This window comes from Armatimonadota bacterium, assembly GCA_017993055.1.
Taxonomy (GTDB): Bacteria; Armatimonadota; UBA5829; order DTJY01; family DTJY01; genus JAGONM01.
The window spans coordinates 1-13,614 of sequence record JAGONM010000015.1 but is presented as its reverse complement, the minus strand read 5'-3'; the positions used below and the strand labels follow the sequence as shown (position 1 = coordinate 13,614).

The 13,614-nt window shown below is 65.3% G+C and carries 11 protein-coding genes; 6 read left to right on the top strand and 5 right to left on the bottom strand.

Going from position 1 to position 13,614, the window contains the following annotated elements:
- Positions 1 to 655 precede the first annotated feature (655 nt).
- Positions 656 to 2,767, bottom strand: a complete 2,112-nt coding sequence (locus tag KBC96_07490; GenBank protein ID MBP6964231.1) for a family 10 glycosylhydrolase — start codon at positions 2,765 to 2,767, stop codon at positions 656 to 658.
- Between the two features lie 293 nt (positions 2,768 to 3,060).
- Between KBC96_07490 and KBC96_07485 the strand changes: the two genes are divergently transcribed.
- From KBC96_07485 to KBC96_07460, 6 genes are all read left to right on the top strand, one after another.
- The gene (locus KBC96_07485) at positions 3,061 to 3,771 is read left to right on the top strand and encodes an SIS domain-containing protein (protein MBP6964230.1); all 711 of its coding nucleotides are present in this window, start codon (positions 3,061 to 3,063) and stop codon (positions 3,769 to 3,771) included.
- A 32-nt stretch (positions 3,772 to 3,803) separates the two neighbouring features.
- Complete coding sequence (locus KBC96_07480) at positions 3,804 to 5,660, top strand: endo-1,4-beta-xylanase (GenBank protein MBP6964229.1); 1,857 nt, start codon at positions 3,804 to 3,806, stop codon at positions 5,658 to 5,660.
- Between the two features lie 180 nt (positions 5,661 to 5,840).
- Complete coding sequence (locus tag KBC96_07475; GenBank protein MBP6964228.1) at positions 5,841 to 7,106, top strand: aminotransferase class III-fold pyridoxal phosphate-dependent enzyme; 1,266 nt, start codon at positions 5,841 to 5,843, stop codon at positions 7,104 to 7,106.
- 206 nt (positions 7,107 to 7,312) lie between these two features.
- Positions 7,313 to 7,525 carry a ribbon-helix-helix protein, CopG family gene (locus KBC96_07470; protein ID MBP6964227.1) on the top strand — a complete coding sequence of 71 codons (213 nt, stop codon included), beginning with the start codon at positions 7,313 to 7,315 and terminating at the stop codon, positions 7,523 to 7,525.
- Positions 7,509 to 7,775, top strand: a complete 267-nt coding sequence (locus KBC96_07465) for a type II toxin-antitoxin system RelE/ParE family toxin (protein ID MBP6964226.1) — start codon at positions 7,509 to 7,511, stop codon at positions 7,773 to 7,775. Before KBC96_07470 ends, KBC96_07465 begins: the two co-directional genes overlap by 17 nt.
- A gap of 134 nt (positions 7,776 to 7,909) precedes the next feature.
- A complete protein-coding gene (locus KBC96_07460) occupies positions 7,910 to 9,307 on the top strand; it encodes an MFS transporter (GenBank protein ID MBP6964225.1) in 1,398 nt (465 codons plus the stop codon).
- Between the two features lie 123 nt (positions 9,308 to 9,430).
- Here the strand turns inward: KBC96_07460 and KBC96_07455 are convergent, their stop codons facing one another.
- From KBC96_07455 to KBC96_07440, 4 genes are all read right to left on the bottom strand, one after another.
- Positions 9,431 to 10,558: a M20/M25/M40 family metallo-hydrolase gene (locus KBC96_07455; GenBank protein MBP6964224.1), complete on the bottom strand. Its 1,128-nt coding sequence runs from the start codon at positions 10,556 to 10,558 to the stop codon at positions 9,431 to 9,433.
- 152 nt (positions 10,559 to 10,710) lie between these two features.
- Positions 10,711 to 11,115 (bottom strand): four helix bundle protein, encoded by a 405-nt coding sequence (locus KBC96_07450; protein ID MBP6964223.1) that lies wholly within the window; start codon positions 11,113 to 11,115, stop codon positions 10,711 to 10,713.
- A 59-nt stretch (positions 11,116 to 11,174) separates the two neighbouring features.
- Entirely contained in the window at positions 11,175 to 12,212 is a 1,038-nt protein-coding gene (locus tag KBC96_07445; GenBank protein ID MBP6964222.1) for an SIS domain-containing protein, read from the bottom strand.
- Between the two features lie 29 nt (positions 12,213 to 12,241).
- Complete coding sequence (locus tag KBC96_07440; GenBank protein MBP6964221.1) at positions 12,242 to 13,426, bottom strand: GNAT family N-acetyltransferase; 1,185 nt, start codon at positions 13,424 to 13,426, stop codon at positions 12,242 to 12,244.
- Positions 13,427 to 13,614: the final 188 nt, after the last annotated feature.

Sequence of the window (13,614 nt, the reverse complement as noted above, 5' to 3'; positions counted from 1 at the left end):
GATGGATGCTGAGTCAGGCTCAGCATGACGGCAGGGGGCTTCACCCGTCACGCCCCAGGGCGCCCTTCGACACACTCTCCGCTTCGCTCCGAGCACTCAGGGCTGACGGAGTGGGCGGCCGGTGACCAGTTACCAGTTACCAGTTACCGGAAGAAAACCCGCTAGTCCTGAGTGCGCGCTCCAGCGCGTGTATCGAAGGACGGCGGCACAGGTGCAGGGGTTGGCGGAGCAAGGCCGCCCTTCGATACGCTCTCCGCTTCGCTCCGAGCACTCAGGGCTGACGGTGTCTGTCGCCCGCAACATCCCGTCATCCTGAACGACGTGTCGTCATCCTGAACTCGATTCAGGATCCAGGACCCTCCGGATGGATGCCGGATCGAGTCCGGCATGACGGCAGGGGGCTTCACCCGTCACGCCCCAGGCCGCCCTTCGATACACTCTCCGCTTCGCTCCGAGCACTCAGGGCTGACGGAGATAGGTGACCAGTGATCGGTGATTAGTGATTAGTGATTGGTGATTGGTGAGTGGTGATTGGTGGGCGTCCCATCCGTCCCGTCGGTCATATCCGTCCTATTCCGCGAACTGGAGTACGAGTACGAGTACGAGTACGAGTAGGATTGAGAGCAGGAGCGGCGGAGGGCGCCGCCGCCCCCGATCAGTAACTGGTGATCGCCGTCGCGCGAATCTGCGGATGGAGGTCCGTGCCGCTCTTGAAGCAGGAACTTGCGCCGGTGACTGCCACATGGGAGTTCTCCGCCGGGACGCTGAGCCCGAAGGGGAGGACCCTGATCCCCGCGAAGCCGGAGCCGTCCGCGGGGGCGCTCCCGTCGTCCACGTAGAAGAAGCCGCTCTCGGCGTGGGTGACCTTGCCGACGGTGGAGACGAGCAGTCCGATGTTGTTCAGGCCCACGCCGCCTGCCACGCCCGGCTGACCCGCGCCGTCAGTTCCGCCTACGCTCCGCCCGATCATCTCCAGCGGATCTATCGCGCCGCTTCCGGCAAGGGAGACCGCCGACGCCTCGATGTACCGCTCGCCGTCGAGGTTCGTCTTCAAGACGCCGTTCACGTCCGCGCCGTCTCCCGGCAGGCGCCCGTGGCCCGCCATGTTCACCCGGATGCCGCACGAGCGGTCCGGAGCCTCGACGTAGAAGTGATCCGAGAATGAGGCGCTCACGATCGAGCCGACGAGCGCGATCTTGGTATTGTCACCGAGGGCCTTCGCCGCGGTGGGCGAGACGCAGGGGAGGAAGCCGAGATCGATGTCGCGCCGAAGGACCTGCCCGGCAACGAGGACCTGGGCCGTGTATGCGCGGCTCGGGTAGCCTGACTTAGAGGCGGTGACGGTGTAAGTCCCCGGCGGGAGGTTCAGGAACCCGTAGGTGCCGGTGGCGTCGGTCGGCATGGATCGGGTCACGGGGCCGCTGACGGTCACGGTCGCCTTGCAGATCCACGACTGGTAGATCGGGTCGTTCAGGGCGGCGTCGGTCACGGTGCCGAAGATGATCCCGGCGGTCGGCGATTCCTTCCAGGGCATGGCGGGGACGGCGACGGGATTCTGGAACATATTGGCCTTGACGGTGTTGTAGAACGTCGTCTCGCTGCCGTGAGTCACCACGGTCGTACCCGAGTTAAAGACCGGCTTCCCGGGGTTGGCCGGGTCCTCCAGGCCGATGGTGAACCCGTAGCGGAAGACGCCGAGCCCTATGCCGTTCGCGCGGCTGTACTGCCACTGGGCGAGGATGCCGGACATGACGTTCATGTACCCGCCGATGCCGTCAATCGAGTGCCTGCCGGTGGACGTCTGCATGCTCTTGAGCCAGTTGCTCCAGAGCCGGTGATCGCCCTGCTGATCGCCGCCGCAGTAGGTCTTGCCGCCGTATGTCCAGCAAGGCTCGGTCGCGGTGCACCAGTCGCGCTTGTAGTTCATCAGGATGTTGACGTCCACGATGCCTTCCTGCATCCAGCCCTTGTGGTCCTGGCACACCTCGGAGTAGGCGCGCGTGCCCTCGAAGTTCGTGTTCGGATCGGAGCCCATCCAGCCTATGGTGTCCACGGTCATCTTGATCTGCGGGTTGATCTTCGTGGCCTCGACGTAGCATTTCCTCACCAGGTCGGTGACCTGTCGGCGCTTCCATGCGGCCCAGACCGGCCAGTTCGTGTCCGAGGTGGATGTGGGCGGGTAGTAGCCGTACTCGCTTCGGAAGCGCTCCTTGGCGATCGGGTTGTAGCCGTACTGGTTTCCGTCATAGCGGACGTAGTCGAAGTTGAAGCCGTCGAGGCCGGGATACTTGGTGACGATCTCCTTCACGATCTTGCAGACGTAGTCCTGGGTTCCGGGGCAGCCCGGGTCGAGTAGCTGGGTGCTCTTGGTGCCGGTGTTCGTGTAGGTGGCCCAGTTGCTGAGAGTGGGGGTCATGGCCACGCGATAGGTGAGTATCCAGGCCCAGCACTCCATGTTGCGGGCGTGCGACTTGGCGATCATGTCGGCGAGAGGGTCATAGCCCGGCTGGACGTCGCTGGCCCACTCCTCGAGGTCCGAGTCGTAGTAGCACCCGGCGACGATGCGTATCTCCGGCACGACGACGTTGAAGTTGTTGTCGGCCAGCGTGTTGATCATCGTGCTGGTCGCCGTCGGGTTGGCGAACTCGCTGGCGTATCCATATACCCACGCCATCCGGTACTCGGGCGGGTCGGCGGACGCCGGTGCATGGGAGAAAACGAGCGCTGCAAGGACTAGCAAAACAGGAACGATTGGTCGTGTGGTCATAGTATTCCTCTCTGTCACCATTGTGTCACAAATCGGCCGATCTGTCAATAGGTAAGGCGGGCTCAGCCGCCCTTCGATACACTCTCCGCTTCGCTCCGAGCACTCAGGGCTGACGGAGATAGGTTACCGGAAGAAAACCCGCTAGTCCTAAGTGCGCCTCCGGGCGTGTATCGAAGGACGGTGGCAACTCCGCCTGCTGAGATCGAGCGCGCACGGAGGGGCTGCCCGGAAGGATTCGGGGCGCGCGCGGCTGAACCTTACCTCAGACGAACAAGCTCGGAAAGGAACACCCCATGAACAAAGCTCAGGAGTTCTACTCTAAGATCACCGAGGTGCTCGGCAGGATCAACGATACGCAGTCGGAAAGCATCCGGAAGGCCGCCGAGATGGTGGCGGACAGCATCGCCGACGAAAAGATACTCTACCTGCTCGGCGGAGGCCACTCGCTCATGATCGCGGCCGAGGCATATCACCGCGCGGGGGGCCTCGCCCCGGTGGACGTCATCCACGACAAGAGCTTCGGGCGCGCCGAGCGGTGCGAGGGCTACGCGAAGCAGCTCCTCGACTGGTATAACCCGCCGCCCGGATCGGTCGTAGTAATAATCAGCAACTCCGGCCGGAACGCGCTCGGCATCGAGACCGCCCTGGAGTGCCGGCAGCGCGGCGTCAAGACGATCGCCGTCACCTCGCTCGCCCACTCGCGGTCGGTGAGCGCGCGGCATCCCTCCGGCAAGCGGCTCTTCGAGGCTGCCGACCTGGTGATAGACAATTGCGGCGTGCCGGGCGACGCGATCCTCGAGGTCGAGGGCGTGCCGGGCAGGATATGCGCGACATCCACCATCGCCGGCGCGATGATAGTGGACATGATAATCGCCCAGACGGTGCAGAACCTGGTGGACCGGGGGATCGAGCCGCCGGTCTTCATCAGCGCGAACGTCGAGGGCGGCGACGAGCACAACAAGAAGGTGTTCGCGAAGTACCAGCACCTCATCAAGGGATTGTGAGAGAAGTCAGGAGTCAGGAGTCGGGAGTCAGAATGTCAACGAGGATAGCCTGCCTCGCGGGAATAGCGATGCTCATCATCAGCACAGCCTCATCCGCGCCGAAGTACGACCCGAGCCCGTTCGGGATGAACGGCCTCAAGATGGCCCACAACCGGAAGAACCCGAACATCTGGGCCGACATGGAGCGCGTGTCGAAGATCATGAAGGACGCCGGGATGCACTGGGACCGGCTCGAGCTCTGGTGGAACGTCGTGGAGCCGGAGAAGGGCAGGTTCGACTGGACGTTCGCCGACCAGGTCGCGAAGTTCTACAGGGACAACGGGATGAACGCCTGCGTCATCCTCTGCTACTCGTCCGCCTGGTCGAACAACACCCCTCCCGCGACGCCCGAGGAGCGCGAGGCCTACGCGAACTACGTCTACCAGGTCGTCAGCCGGTACAAGGACACCTTCAAGGTTTGGGAGATATGGAACGAGCCGAACATCCCGACCTTCTGGCCGAAGCCGAACGTGAAGGACTACACTCTCATGCTCCGGGAGGCCTACGAGGCGGCGAAGAAGGCCGACCCCGGCTGCACGGTCCTCGCGGCGGCGACGAGCGGCCCGGACCTGGGGTTCATCGAGGGCATTCACGAGAACGGCGGCTGGGACTCCTGCGACGGCATCTCCATACACCCCTACTCGATGGCGGGCGGGCCTCTCTATCAGCGGCTCGACAAGATACTCCGCCTGACCCAGTCGCAGATAGCGGGCTGCGGCAAGCCGAAGCCGCTCTGGATCACCGAGATGGGCTGGACGAGCCGCGACGAGCGGGAGGATCGGAACCAGGCGGTCTACCTCGTCCAGTCGTACGCGATCGCGCTCGCGAACGGCGTCGAGAACCTGATGTGGTTCTGCCTCGACGACTGGGGCGAGAAGTGGGGCCTCGTCCGCAGTTACGAGCCGTTCGACCCGAAGCCCTCCTACGAGGCCTACAGGATGTTGACCGAGGCCCTCGGCTCCCCCGGCCCGTGCGCGGAGTTCGAGGGATACGCGTCGGTCGGCAAGGACGTCGCGTGCTACGTCTTCGGACCCCCTCCCCCCAACCCCCTCCCTCGAGGGGAGGGGGAGAACCGACCGAAACCCCCTCACGCCGCGGCGCGGAACGATGACTCGACACCCCCTCCCCCGGAGGGAGGGGGCAGGGGGAGGGGGATCCCCGACGGGAAGCGCGTGCTCATCCTCTGGAGCATGGACGGCAGCCGGAGAGCCGTCACCCTCCGGCAGAAGAGCGGCCTCGACGCGAAGGACGTCCTGGGCAACGAGATTGACGTGAAGGAGGGGCGGTTCGCGGTGGCCGATGTCCCGGTGATAGTGACGAACGCCGACCCCGCCCTGCTGGGGACGGTCAGCAGGACCGCGACCCCGAACCTCGAGCGCAAGGGGCGGGACCTTCTCAACAACGGCTCGCTCGACGTCATCCACGGGAGCAATCCCGGCTGGTGGACCCCCGGCAGGTTCGACTCGACCGCGAAGGACGGCAAGTTCGAGACGAGCGGCCTCGGGCGGAACGGCTCCGGGTGCGTCTCGATCTCCGGGTCGGGCGAGCGCGCGGTGTGGGACGCCTCCCCGATTCCCGTCGAGCCGGGCAAGAGGTACAGGCTCACCGGCTGGCTGAAGACCCAGGACGCGACGGGCGAAAGCTCGATCGCGCTCTACTGGTACACGGGCAACATGTGGACCTACATCGGCGAGGAGCGCACGGAGTACATCGCGGGCACCGGGGACTGGTTCAAGGCGTCGGTCGCCGCTGAGGCCCCGAGGGGCGCGACCTTCGTCCGGGTGAACCTGATTAGCACGAACAACACGGGGACGACGTGGTTTGATGATATAGAGCTGGTGGAGGAGTGACTGACTGGAAGCGCTGGTCCTGAGCGCGCATACCCCCCGTCCAGTCCTGAGTGCGCCTCTGGGCGTGTATCGAAGGACGGCGGCACAGGTGCAGGGGTTGGCGGAGGTATGCCGCCCTTCGATACACTCTCCGCTTCGCTCCGAGCACTCAGGGCTGACGGTTCTGTCAAGGAGAAGGAAATGGACGAGACTGCCGAGAGGATCATCGAAGAGACGATAGAGAAGTACAAGGAGTACGTGAACCCGATGCTCGCCAACCTGATGCGGTTCGCGGGTTTCGGCGACGTGGAGGCCTCGGCTGAGGGATGCGTCGTGACCGGCGTCTCCGGGGACGAGTACATTGACTGCCTCGGCGGGTACGGCGTCTTCAGCCTCGGGCACCGCCACCCGGAGGTCGTCGCCGCGGTCCGCGCCCAGCTCGACCGGATGCCGCTCTCGTCGAAGATCTTCTTCGGGAAGCCTCTTGCCGATCTCGCCGAACTGCTCGCGGAGATCACCCCCGGCCGCCTGCGGTTCAGCTTCTTCTGCAACAGCGGCGCGGAGGCTGTGGAGGGCGCTCTCAAGGCCGCCCGGATGTTCACCGGCAGGAAGCATTTCATCGCGACGGCCGCCGGCTTTCACGGGAAGAGCATGGGCTCGCTCTCCGCGACCGGGCGCGAACTCTACAAGTCGCCCTTCGAGCCGCTGATCCCCGGGTTCGCGCACGTCCCGTTCGGCGACGCCCGGGCCGTCGAGGACGCCTTCACCGACGACACCGCCGCCGTCATCGTCGAGCCGATCCAGGGCGAGGGCGGGATTCGCATACCACCGGACGACTACCTTCCGAGGCTCCGGGAGATCTGCACTCGGCGGGGCGCGCTGCTCATCATGGACGAGGTGCAGACCGGGCTCGGGCGCACCGGGAAGCTGTTCGCGTCGGAGCACTGGGGGGTCGAGCCGGACATCATGACGCTCGCGAAGGCGCTCGGCGGGGGAGTCATGCCGATCGGCGCTTTCGTCGGGACGCCCGAGGTCTGGGAGGCGGTCTTCTCGGAGAACCCGCTGATGCACACCTCCACCTTCGGGGGCAACCCGCTCGCCTGCGCGGCGGCGCTGGCGGCGATCGAGGTCATACGGCGCGACGACCTCTCCGGTCGGTCGGCGAAGCTCGGCGCGGGTTTCAAGGCGAAGCTCGAGGCGGTCCGCGAGAAGCATCCGAAGGCGCTGGCGGAGGTCCGGGGCATGGGGCTGATGATCGGCGTCGAGTTCACGCACGAGGACGTCGGCGAGCTGGTGATCGGCGGGCTGGCGCGCAGGGGGGTAATCGCGGCATACACGCTCAACAACCCGAAGGTCCTCCGCTTCGAGCCGCCGCTCATCATCACGGAGGAGCAGATCGCGACGGTCGTTTCGGCCTTCGACGAGTCGGTCGCCGAGGCGCTGGAAATGCTCGAGGGGATACTGTAGACCCCAGGGCATCGTTCGGGCAGGAGTTGCACTCCTGCCCGCGCCACCGGGCCGGGAGTTGAACTCCCCGGCGAGCCCTGCGGGAGGGAGTACAACTCCCTCCAATCAGCTCCCTCCCGAACGTGGAACTCACCTGTTGATTTTCTCCGCCGGATGGGGTATGATATACATGTATATCAGATTGGAGGGCCGCCCCGATGAAAAGCATGCTCGCAGTCAGGCTCCCGGCGGATATTGACGACCGCCTCGCGTCCCTGGCGAAACGAACCGGACGCACGAAGACCTTCTACGCCAGGGAAGCGATACTCAGGTACATCGAGGACATGGAGGATACATACGTCGCGCTCGATCGGTTGGAGAAGCCCGGCCGCAGGCTGACGATGGAGGAAGCGGAGCAGCGCCTTGGCGTGGAAGGTTGAGTGGGACGAGCGGGCTGTCAGGGACGCCGAGAAACTCGGACACGAAGCCAGGCGCAGGATACTGAAATACCTGCGCGAACGCATCGCCACCGACGCAGACCCTCGCCGCCTCGGTAAGCCTCTGACAGCCGACAGAGCGGGCTTCTGGAGGTACCGAGTCGGAGACTACCGCATCGTGTGCCGCATAGAGGACGACCGGGTGGTTGTGCTCGTCCTCGCAGTCGGACACAGAAGCACCGTATACGACTGATTCCCCGAGCGGTCCGCGGGAGGGAGTACAACTCCCTCCCGAACATCAACTCCGTCCCGAACGTGTTCGCGAACGCGCGAAAGTTTTTCGCCGGCCACGCAGGATGATTGCGCCCGGCGGCGTATCCTCATACCATGACTTCCCCAACCGACGAGAATCAGACAGAAGAGAGCCTGCTCCCCGATCAGCCCGACCCGCCCGTCTCCGACCGCGAGATCGAGCGCGCGATCAAGTTCTCGTACGTCCAGTCCATGCTGAGCGCCATCTTCGCCGCGTCCACCGGCGGGATGTTCCTCATCGGCTACGCGCTCCAACTCGGCGCGACCGACGTGCAGATCGGCCTGATGAGCACGATCCCGATGCTGACCATCGTCGTTCAACTCCTCTCCTCGATGCTGATCGAGCGGGGGATAAGCCGGCGCCGGCTCACGATCGCCGCGTCGCTCGTCAGCGTCCTCGGCTGGCTGGTCATCATCATGATGCCGTCCCTGACCCGCGGGATGCCCGCGAACCTGAAGATCGCCGGGCTGATCGGCGTCATCACCGTCAACACGATGTTCGCCTACGTCGCGGGGAACGCCCGGTCGAGCTGGATCGGCGACCTCATCCCGGCGAAGAAGCGCGGGACGTTCTTCGGGCGGGCGATAATGTACGCGGGGATCATCGGGGCGGTCTTCGCCGTCGTCGAGGGCACGTTCCTCGACCGCGCGAAGCACTTCGGCCTCGCCGGGTTCAGCTGGCTGTTCATGTTCGGCATGGTCTTCGGGCTGGTCAACATCCTGCTGTTCCTCCCGCAGTCCGACGTGCCGATGACCCACCACGAGACGCGGCCGAGCTTTCGGGGCATGGTGAGGGACACGCTCGCCAATCGGGCGCTGATGGTCGTGATGCTCTACGCGGTGATCTGGTCGTTCCAGGCGATCGCCGGGCCGTTCTACGCGACGTACATCCTGCGCGACCTGAAGATGCCGTTCCTCGGCTTCGGGATACTCGGCGGGGTGGCGACCGTCACGATGCTCCTGTCGTCGCCGTTCTGGGGGAGGATGGTGGACCGATACGGCTGCCGCCCGGTGCTCATCGCCTGCTCGGTCGCTCTGTCTCCGATCCCGCTGGTCTGGCTGGGGCTGACGAAGCCGCTGACGGTCTACCTCGTGGTGATACCGGTCAACCTGATCGGGGGGTTCGCCGTGGCGGGCGTATCGGTGGCGCTGAACACGCTCATCTACAAGATCACCCCCAGCGCGGGGCGGTCGGTGCAGCTCGCGGTCTACTCGGTGGTGGTTCTTCTCCTGGCGGCCCCGCTCCCGGCGATCGGGGGGCACCTGCCTGAGTGGCTCAAGGCGCTCGGCGTCTCGACCGACATCCGGTGCACGTTCTACGTGACGGTGCCGTTCATCCTGCTGGCGGCGTGGGTTGCGGGGCGCATCAGGGAGCCGGACGCGGGCTGCGCGAGGGAGATGGTGCGGAACCTGCCGGGGCATCTGCGCGAGGCGGTGAACAGCGACGAGCGACGGGTGATTAGTGATTGGTGATTAGTGATTAGTGATGATTGATGGGTGATTAGTGATTGGCGGCAGTCCCATCAATCCCATCGGTCCCATCCGTCCCATTCCCTGGACTTTGAACCCGAGTACGATTACGAGTACGAGTAGGAGTCAGAGGCGCTCCGCCGCCGCCTTCACCAGCTCCGCCACCATGTCCGCGCACTTCAGCCAGTCCGGGATCGTGATGTGCTCGTCCACCGAGTGGGCGCCCTCGTAGCCGACGCCGATCACCGTAGCCGGGAAGCCCTGCGCGTTGAAGATGCTCGCGTCGCTACCCCCGCCGGTCTCGTGGAGTTTCGGCTCGATGCCCGCCCGCCGCGCCGCCCTCAGGGCGATCCGCACCACCTCGTCGTCCTCCGTGAGGCGGTAGGTGTGGTATGAGCGGTTGACCTCGACCTCGACCGACGCGCCCGTCTCCGCCGCCGCCTCCCGGAAGCACTCGGTCATGTGCTTCACCTGCGCGTCGAGCTTCTCGTCGTTCCGGCTCCTGGCCTCGCCCCGCACCTCGCAGAACTCGGGGACGATGTTCCGGGCCGTGCCGCCGCCGATGCTGCCGATGTTGGCGGTCGTCTCCGGGTCAATGCGGCCGAGGTTCATCTTCGCGATCGCCTTGCTCGCCGCCACCACCGCGCTGATGCCGTCCTCCGGGCGCGCGCCCGCGTGGGCCGCCTTGCCGCGAACCTTCACGAGGATGTTGTCGTGGGACGGGGCGGAGACCGTGACGCACCCGACCGGCTTCCCCATGTCGAGCACGAAGGCGCACCTCGCGCGGAGCTTCGCAGGGTCCATGTACCGCGCGCCGTAGAGCCCGGTCTCCTCGCTGATGCTGAACATGACCTGCACGTCGCCGTGGGGGACTCCCCGCTCCTGAACGAGGCGGATGCCCTCCAGGATCGCCGCGATCCCGGCCTTGTCGTCCGCGCCGAGGATCGTCTTGCCGAGCCCGCGGATCGTGTCGCCCTCGATCTCGTAGCCCCACCCGTCGGTGGTCGGGGAGACGGTGTCCATGTGCGCGCTGAGCATGATCGGCACGGCGTCCGGGAGGGTCCCTCTCATGAAGCCGTAGACGTTGCCGGTGTCGCCGCCGATCCGCTCGCCCGCGTTGTCGCGGGACACCTCGAGTCCGAGCGCCTGAAGGTCGCCCGCGAGGATGTCGGCGAGTTCCTTCTCGTGCCTGCTCGGGCTGTTCACCGCCGCGAGGCGGAGGAAATCGTTGATCAGTCGTTCCTGGTTTGCCATGAAGTCTCCTACTCCTACTCGTAATCGTACTCGTACTCGTACTCGTAATCGTACTCGAATCGGGCGAAGCATCGGCGTTCAGGTCCGGGAGCTCGGCGCTCTTCAGCAGGCCGATGCTCAGCCCATGCAGGTTACTGTTCCTGCTCCTACTCTTAATCGTACTCGTACTCGTACTCGTACTCGGCTCTTTCCTCTCCCACTCGGTTCGCCGTGCTCTCGATGAGCCGCACAAGCATGGACACTATCCGCTGCAGCTTGCCCTTCCCGCACTCGACGTCGTCCGCTCTCAGCAATCCCTTCGCCACAATGACATCCAGACAGGCAGCGCACTCCAGGGCCGAGCCGCACGCAGTATCCAGATAGCGACACCGGTCGCGAATGGATCGCTTCGCATTCCCCTCGGCGATGTTGAGCGGAACGCTCGTAGATGCCCGGTCGAGTTGGTCCTTGACAGAGCACTTGCCCGTCATGGACTGAGTGATGTCGTCGGCCCAGGCAACGAAGGAAATGGCTTCCTGGTACACATCCAACTTCTCGTGATCGAATCGGGTAGCCATCGCCGCGGCCTCTCGAGTACGAGTACGATAAGGAGTACGAGTAGGATTGGGAGTACGAGCTACATCGTCAGCGTCACCTTGCACAGACCCCTCGGGCGGTCGGGGTCGTGGCCCTTCACGACCGAGAGGTACTGCGCGAAGAGCTGGCCCGCCACGATGTAGACCAGCGGGCTGTACGTCTCCTCGACCGCGACCGGCAGCTTCACCGGTATCGTCGCCAGCTTCAGGATCTCGTCCTCGCTCGAGAAGACGATCGTCTCGACTTCCCACCCGACGAGCTTCTCCGCAAGCTCCACCATCGTCGGGAAGCCCTTGCCCTGGGGCGCGTACATGAACACCGGGAAGCCCGCGTCCACGACGGCGATCGGGCCGTGCATCAGGTCGGCCATCGAGAACGGCTCCGCCGACACGTAGCAGGTCTCCGCGAGCTTCAGCGCGGCCTCCTTGCTGGTCGCGTAGTTCATCCCCCGCGCGACGACCTTGCACTCCTCCATGTACCTGTACCGCTGGGCGATCTCCTCGATGCGGCTCTCCACCTGGAAGACCCTCGATATCATCCCCGCCGCCGCCTCGAGCCGCGGGATCAGGTCGTCCTCGACCGCCAGGATGTCCGAGATCATGTATATCAGCGCGAGTGTGGTGGTGTACGTCTTGGTCGCCGCGACGCTCCGCTCCTCGCCCGCGTGGCAGAGCAGGGTGTGGTCCGCGATCTTGGTCAGTTCCGAGCCTGCCACGTTCGTGATGCCCGCGGTGAGGGCGCCCATCTCCTTCGCCCGCCGCATGACCTGCACCACGTCGGTGGACTCGCCGGACTGGGAGATGCCGATGACCAGTGCGTTCGAGAGGTCGAACTTCGCGTCGTAGAGGGTTATGACCGACGGGGCCGCGAGAGACACCGGTATGCCGTTGTCTATCTCGAACAGGTACTTGCCGAACAGCGCCGCGTTGTCCGAGGTTCCCCGGGCGGTGATGATCGCCATCTTGACGCCGCGCTCACGGATGGCCTTGCACAGCTTGCGGACGTTGCCCCGCTCCGCGTCAATGACCTTCTGTATCAACTGCGGCTGTTCGTGAATCTCGTCGAGCATGAATGACATCGTCGTCTCCTTAGTGTTGCGCGAGTGGCTCAAAAATGGTCCGGGCCCCAGAAGACCGGGCGCCGCTTCGGGAAGAGCGCCGACACGATCTCCGCAGTCTCGTTCGCCGCGCCCGCCGCCAACTCCTTGCCGTCCTCGATGCCGAAGAGCAGGCGGAAGAAGTCCGGCTGGCTGATCTGGATGCGGACCGGCCGCTCCCCGCCGAGCGAGACATTCCCCCCTGACACGGACAGGACCAACCGGCCCATCTCCGTGTCGAGGCTGACCGAGCCGGACGGGCAGCCGGATTCCCTCGCGCGCAGGTTCAACTCGGGCAGGAGCCGCCGGCCGAGCGACCTCATGTTCGTCACCAGGCACATCCCGCCCCTGGTCTCGGCGGCGCTGAAGTCCTGCACGACTTCCCGGAAGGCGGAGAGCACCCCGGGCTCCTCGGGGATGCACGCGTTTATCGTCTTCGCGCCCCGGCGGCGCATCCGGGCGGCGTTCGCCCGCATCAGCGCCCCGATGCTCCGCTCGCGGCCCGGGAGACAGCCCAACTCGCCGATCGAGGAGTTCTCTCCGTTCGACCGGCCGAGCAGGTAGCCGACCGCCGAGCCCTTGTAGTCCGCCACCAGGGTGTCCTCCGGCGGGCCGAACCTCGGAAGGACGTAGCCCTTCCAGTACCCGGGAGTGCGCGCGGTCGTGAACGGCCTCCCGCCGCTGAACGCCCGGTGGATGCCCCGCAGGGCGTCGAGGTCCCGGGCGAAGTCGCATTCGCGGACGGTGAACTCCGAGGCGGCGTGGGGAAGGCGGGACCGGATCGCCCCGGAGAACGTCTTCATCGGCACCGAGCGCCACCCCAGACGGGCATAAAAGTCGCAGATGCCGGTGAAGAGCACCGAGAAGTCCATGCCCTCCCGCTTCATCACGCGGATGATGTCCCGGAGGAGACGGGTGTTCAGGCCCCGCCCGCGGTAGCCCGGGTCGGTGGCGACGTTCCCGATTCCGCCCATCACGAGCTCGGCGCTCCCGACGCAGACCCGCCGCTCGACGACCTGCACCGCGCTCACGATGCGGCCGTCCTCCTCGCAGACGCGGGTGTACGCCCGGCGGTACCATGGGTCGCCGTAAAAATAGGGGACGAAAAGGCTCCTCGGCACCGGGGAGAAGACCCTCTCCCACAGGTCGAGGCACTCCTCGAACTCGGACAATCGTATCGCGCGGAAAACGGGCATACCAGGTTCTCTCTACCATTACCCCGTGAGCCCCGAGTGTGCCGGTGAATGACGGCACGTATCGAAGGGCGTTCTTGCGGCGCCAGGCCGTCCTTCGATACACGCCCGGAGGCGCACTCAGGACTGACGGGTTACTCTATCAACGCTCAGCTCTCAGACGCTCATACTGCTCAAGGATCATCCCGGCC

Excerpts from the sequence above, each read along its gene's own strand:
- KBC96_07490 (MBP6964231.1), bottom strand. The coding sequence starts at position 2,767 with ATGACCACACGACCAATCGTTCCTGTTTTGCTAGTCCTTGCAGCGCTC.
- KBC96_07485 (MBP6964230.1), top strand. The coding sequence starts at position 3,061 with ATGAACAAAGCTCAGGAGTTCTACTCTAAGATCACCGAGGTGCTCGGC.
- KBC96_07480 (MBP6964229.1), top strand. The coding sequence starts at position 3,804 with ATGTCAACGAGGATAGCCTGCCTCGCGGGAATAGCGATGCTCATCATC.
- KBC96_07475 (MBP6964228.1), top strand. The coding sequence starts at position 5,841 with ATGGACGAGACTGCCGAGAGGATCATCGAAGAGACGATAGAGAAGTAC.
- KBC96_07470 (MBP6964227.1), top strand. The coding sequence starts at position 7,313 with ATGCTCGCAGTCAGGCTCCCGGCGGATATTGACGACCGCCTCGCGTCC.
- KBC96_07460 (MBP6964225.1), top strand. The coding sequence starts at position 7,910 with ATGACTTCCCCAACCGACGAGAATCAGACAGAAGAGAGCCTGCTCCCC.
- KBC96_07455 (MBP6964224.1), bottom strand. The coding sequence starts at position 10,558 with ATGGCAAACCAGGAACGACTGATCAACGATTTCCTCCGCCTCGCGGCG.
- KBC96_07450 (MBP6964223.1), bottom strand. The coding sequence starts at position 11,115 with ATGGCTACCCGATTCGATCACGAGAAGTTGGATGTGTACCAGGAAGCC.
- KBC96_07445 (MBP6964222.1), bottom strand. The coding sequence starts at position 12,212 with ATGTCATTCATGCTCGACGAGATTCACGAACAGCCGCAGTTGATACAG.
- KBC96_07440 (MBP6964221.1), bottom strand. The coding sequence starts at position 13,426 with ATGCCCGTTTTCCGCGCGATACGATTGTCCGAGTTCGAGGAGTGCCTC.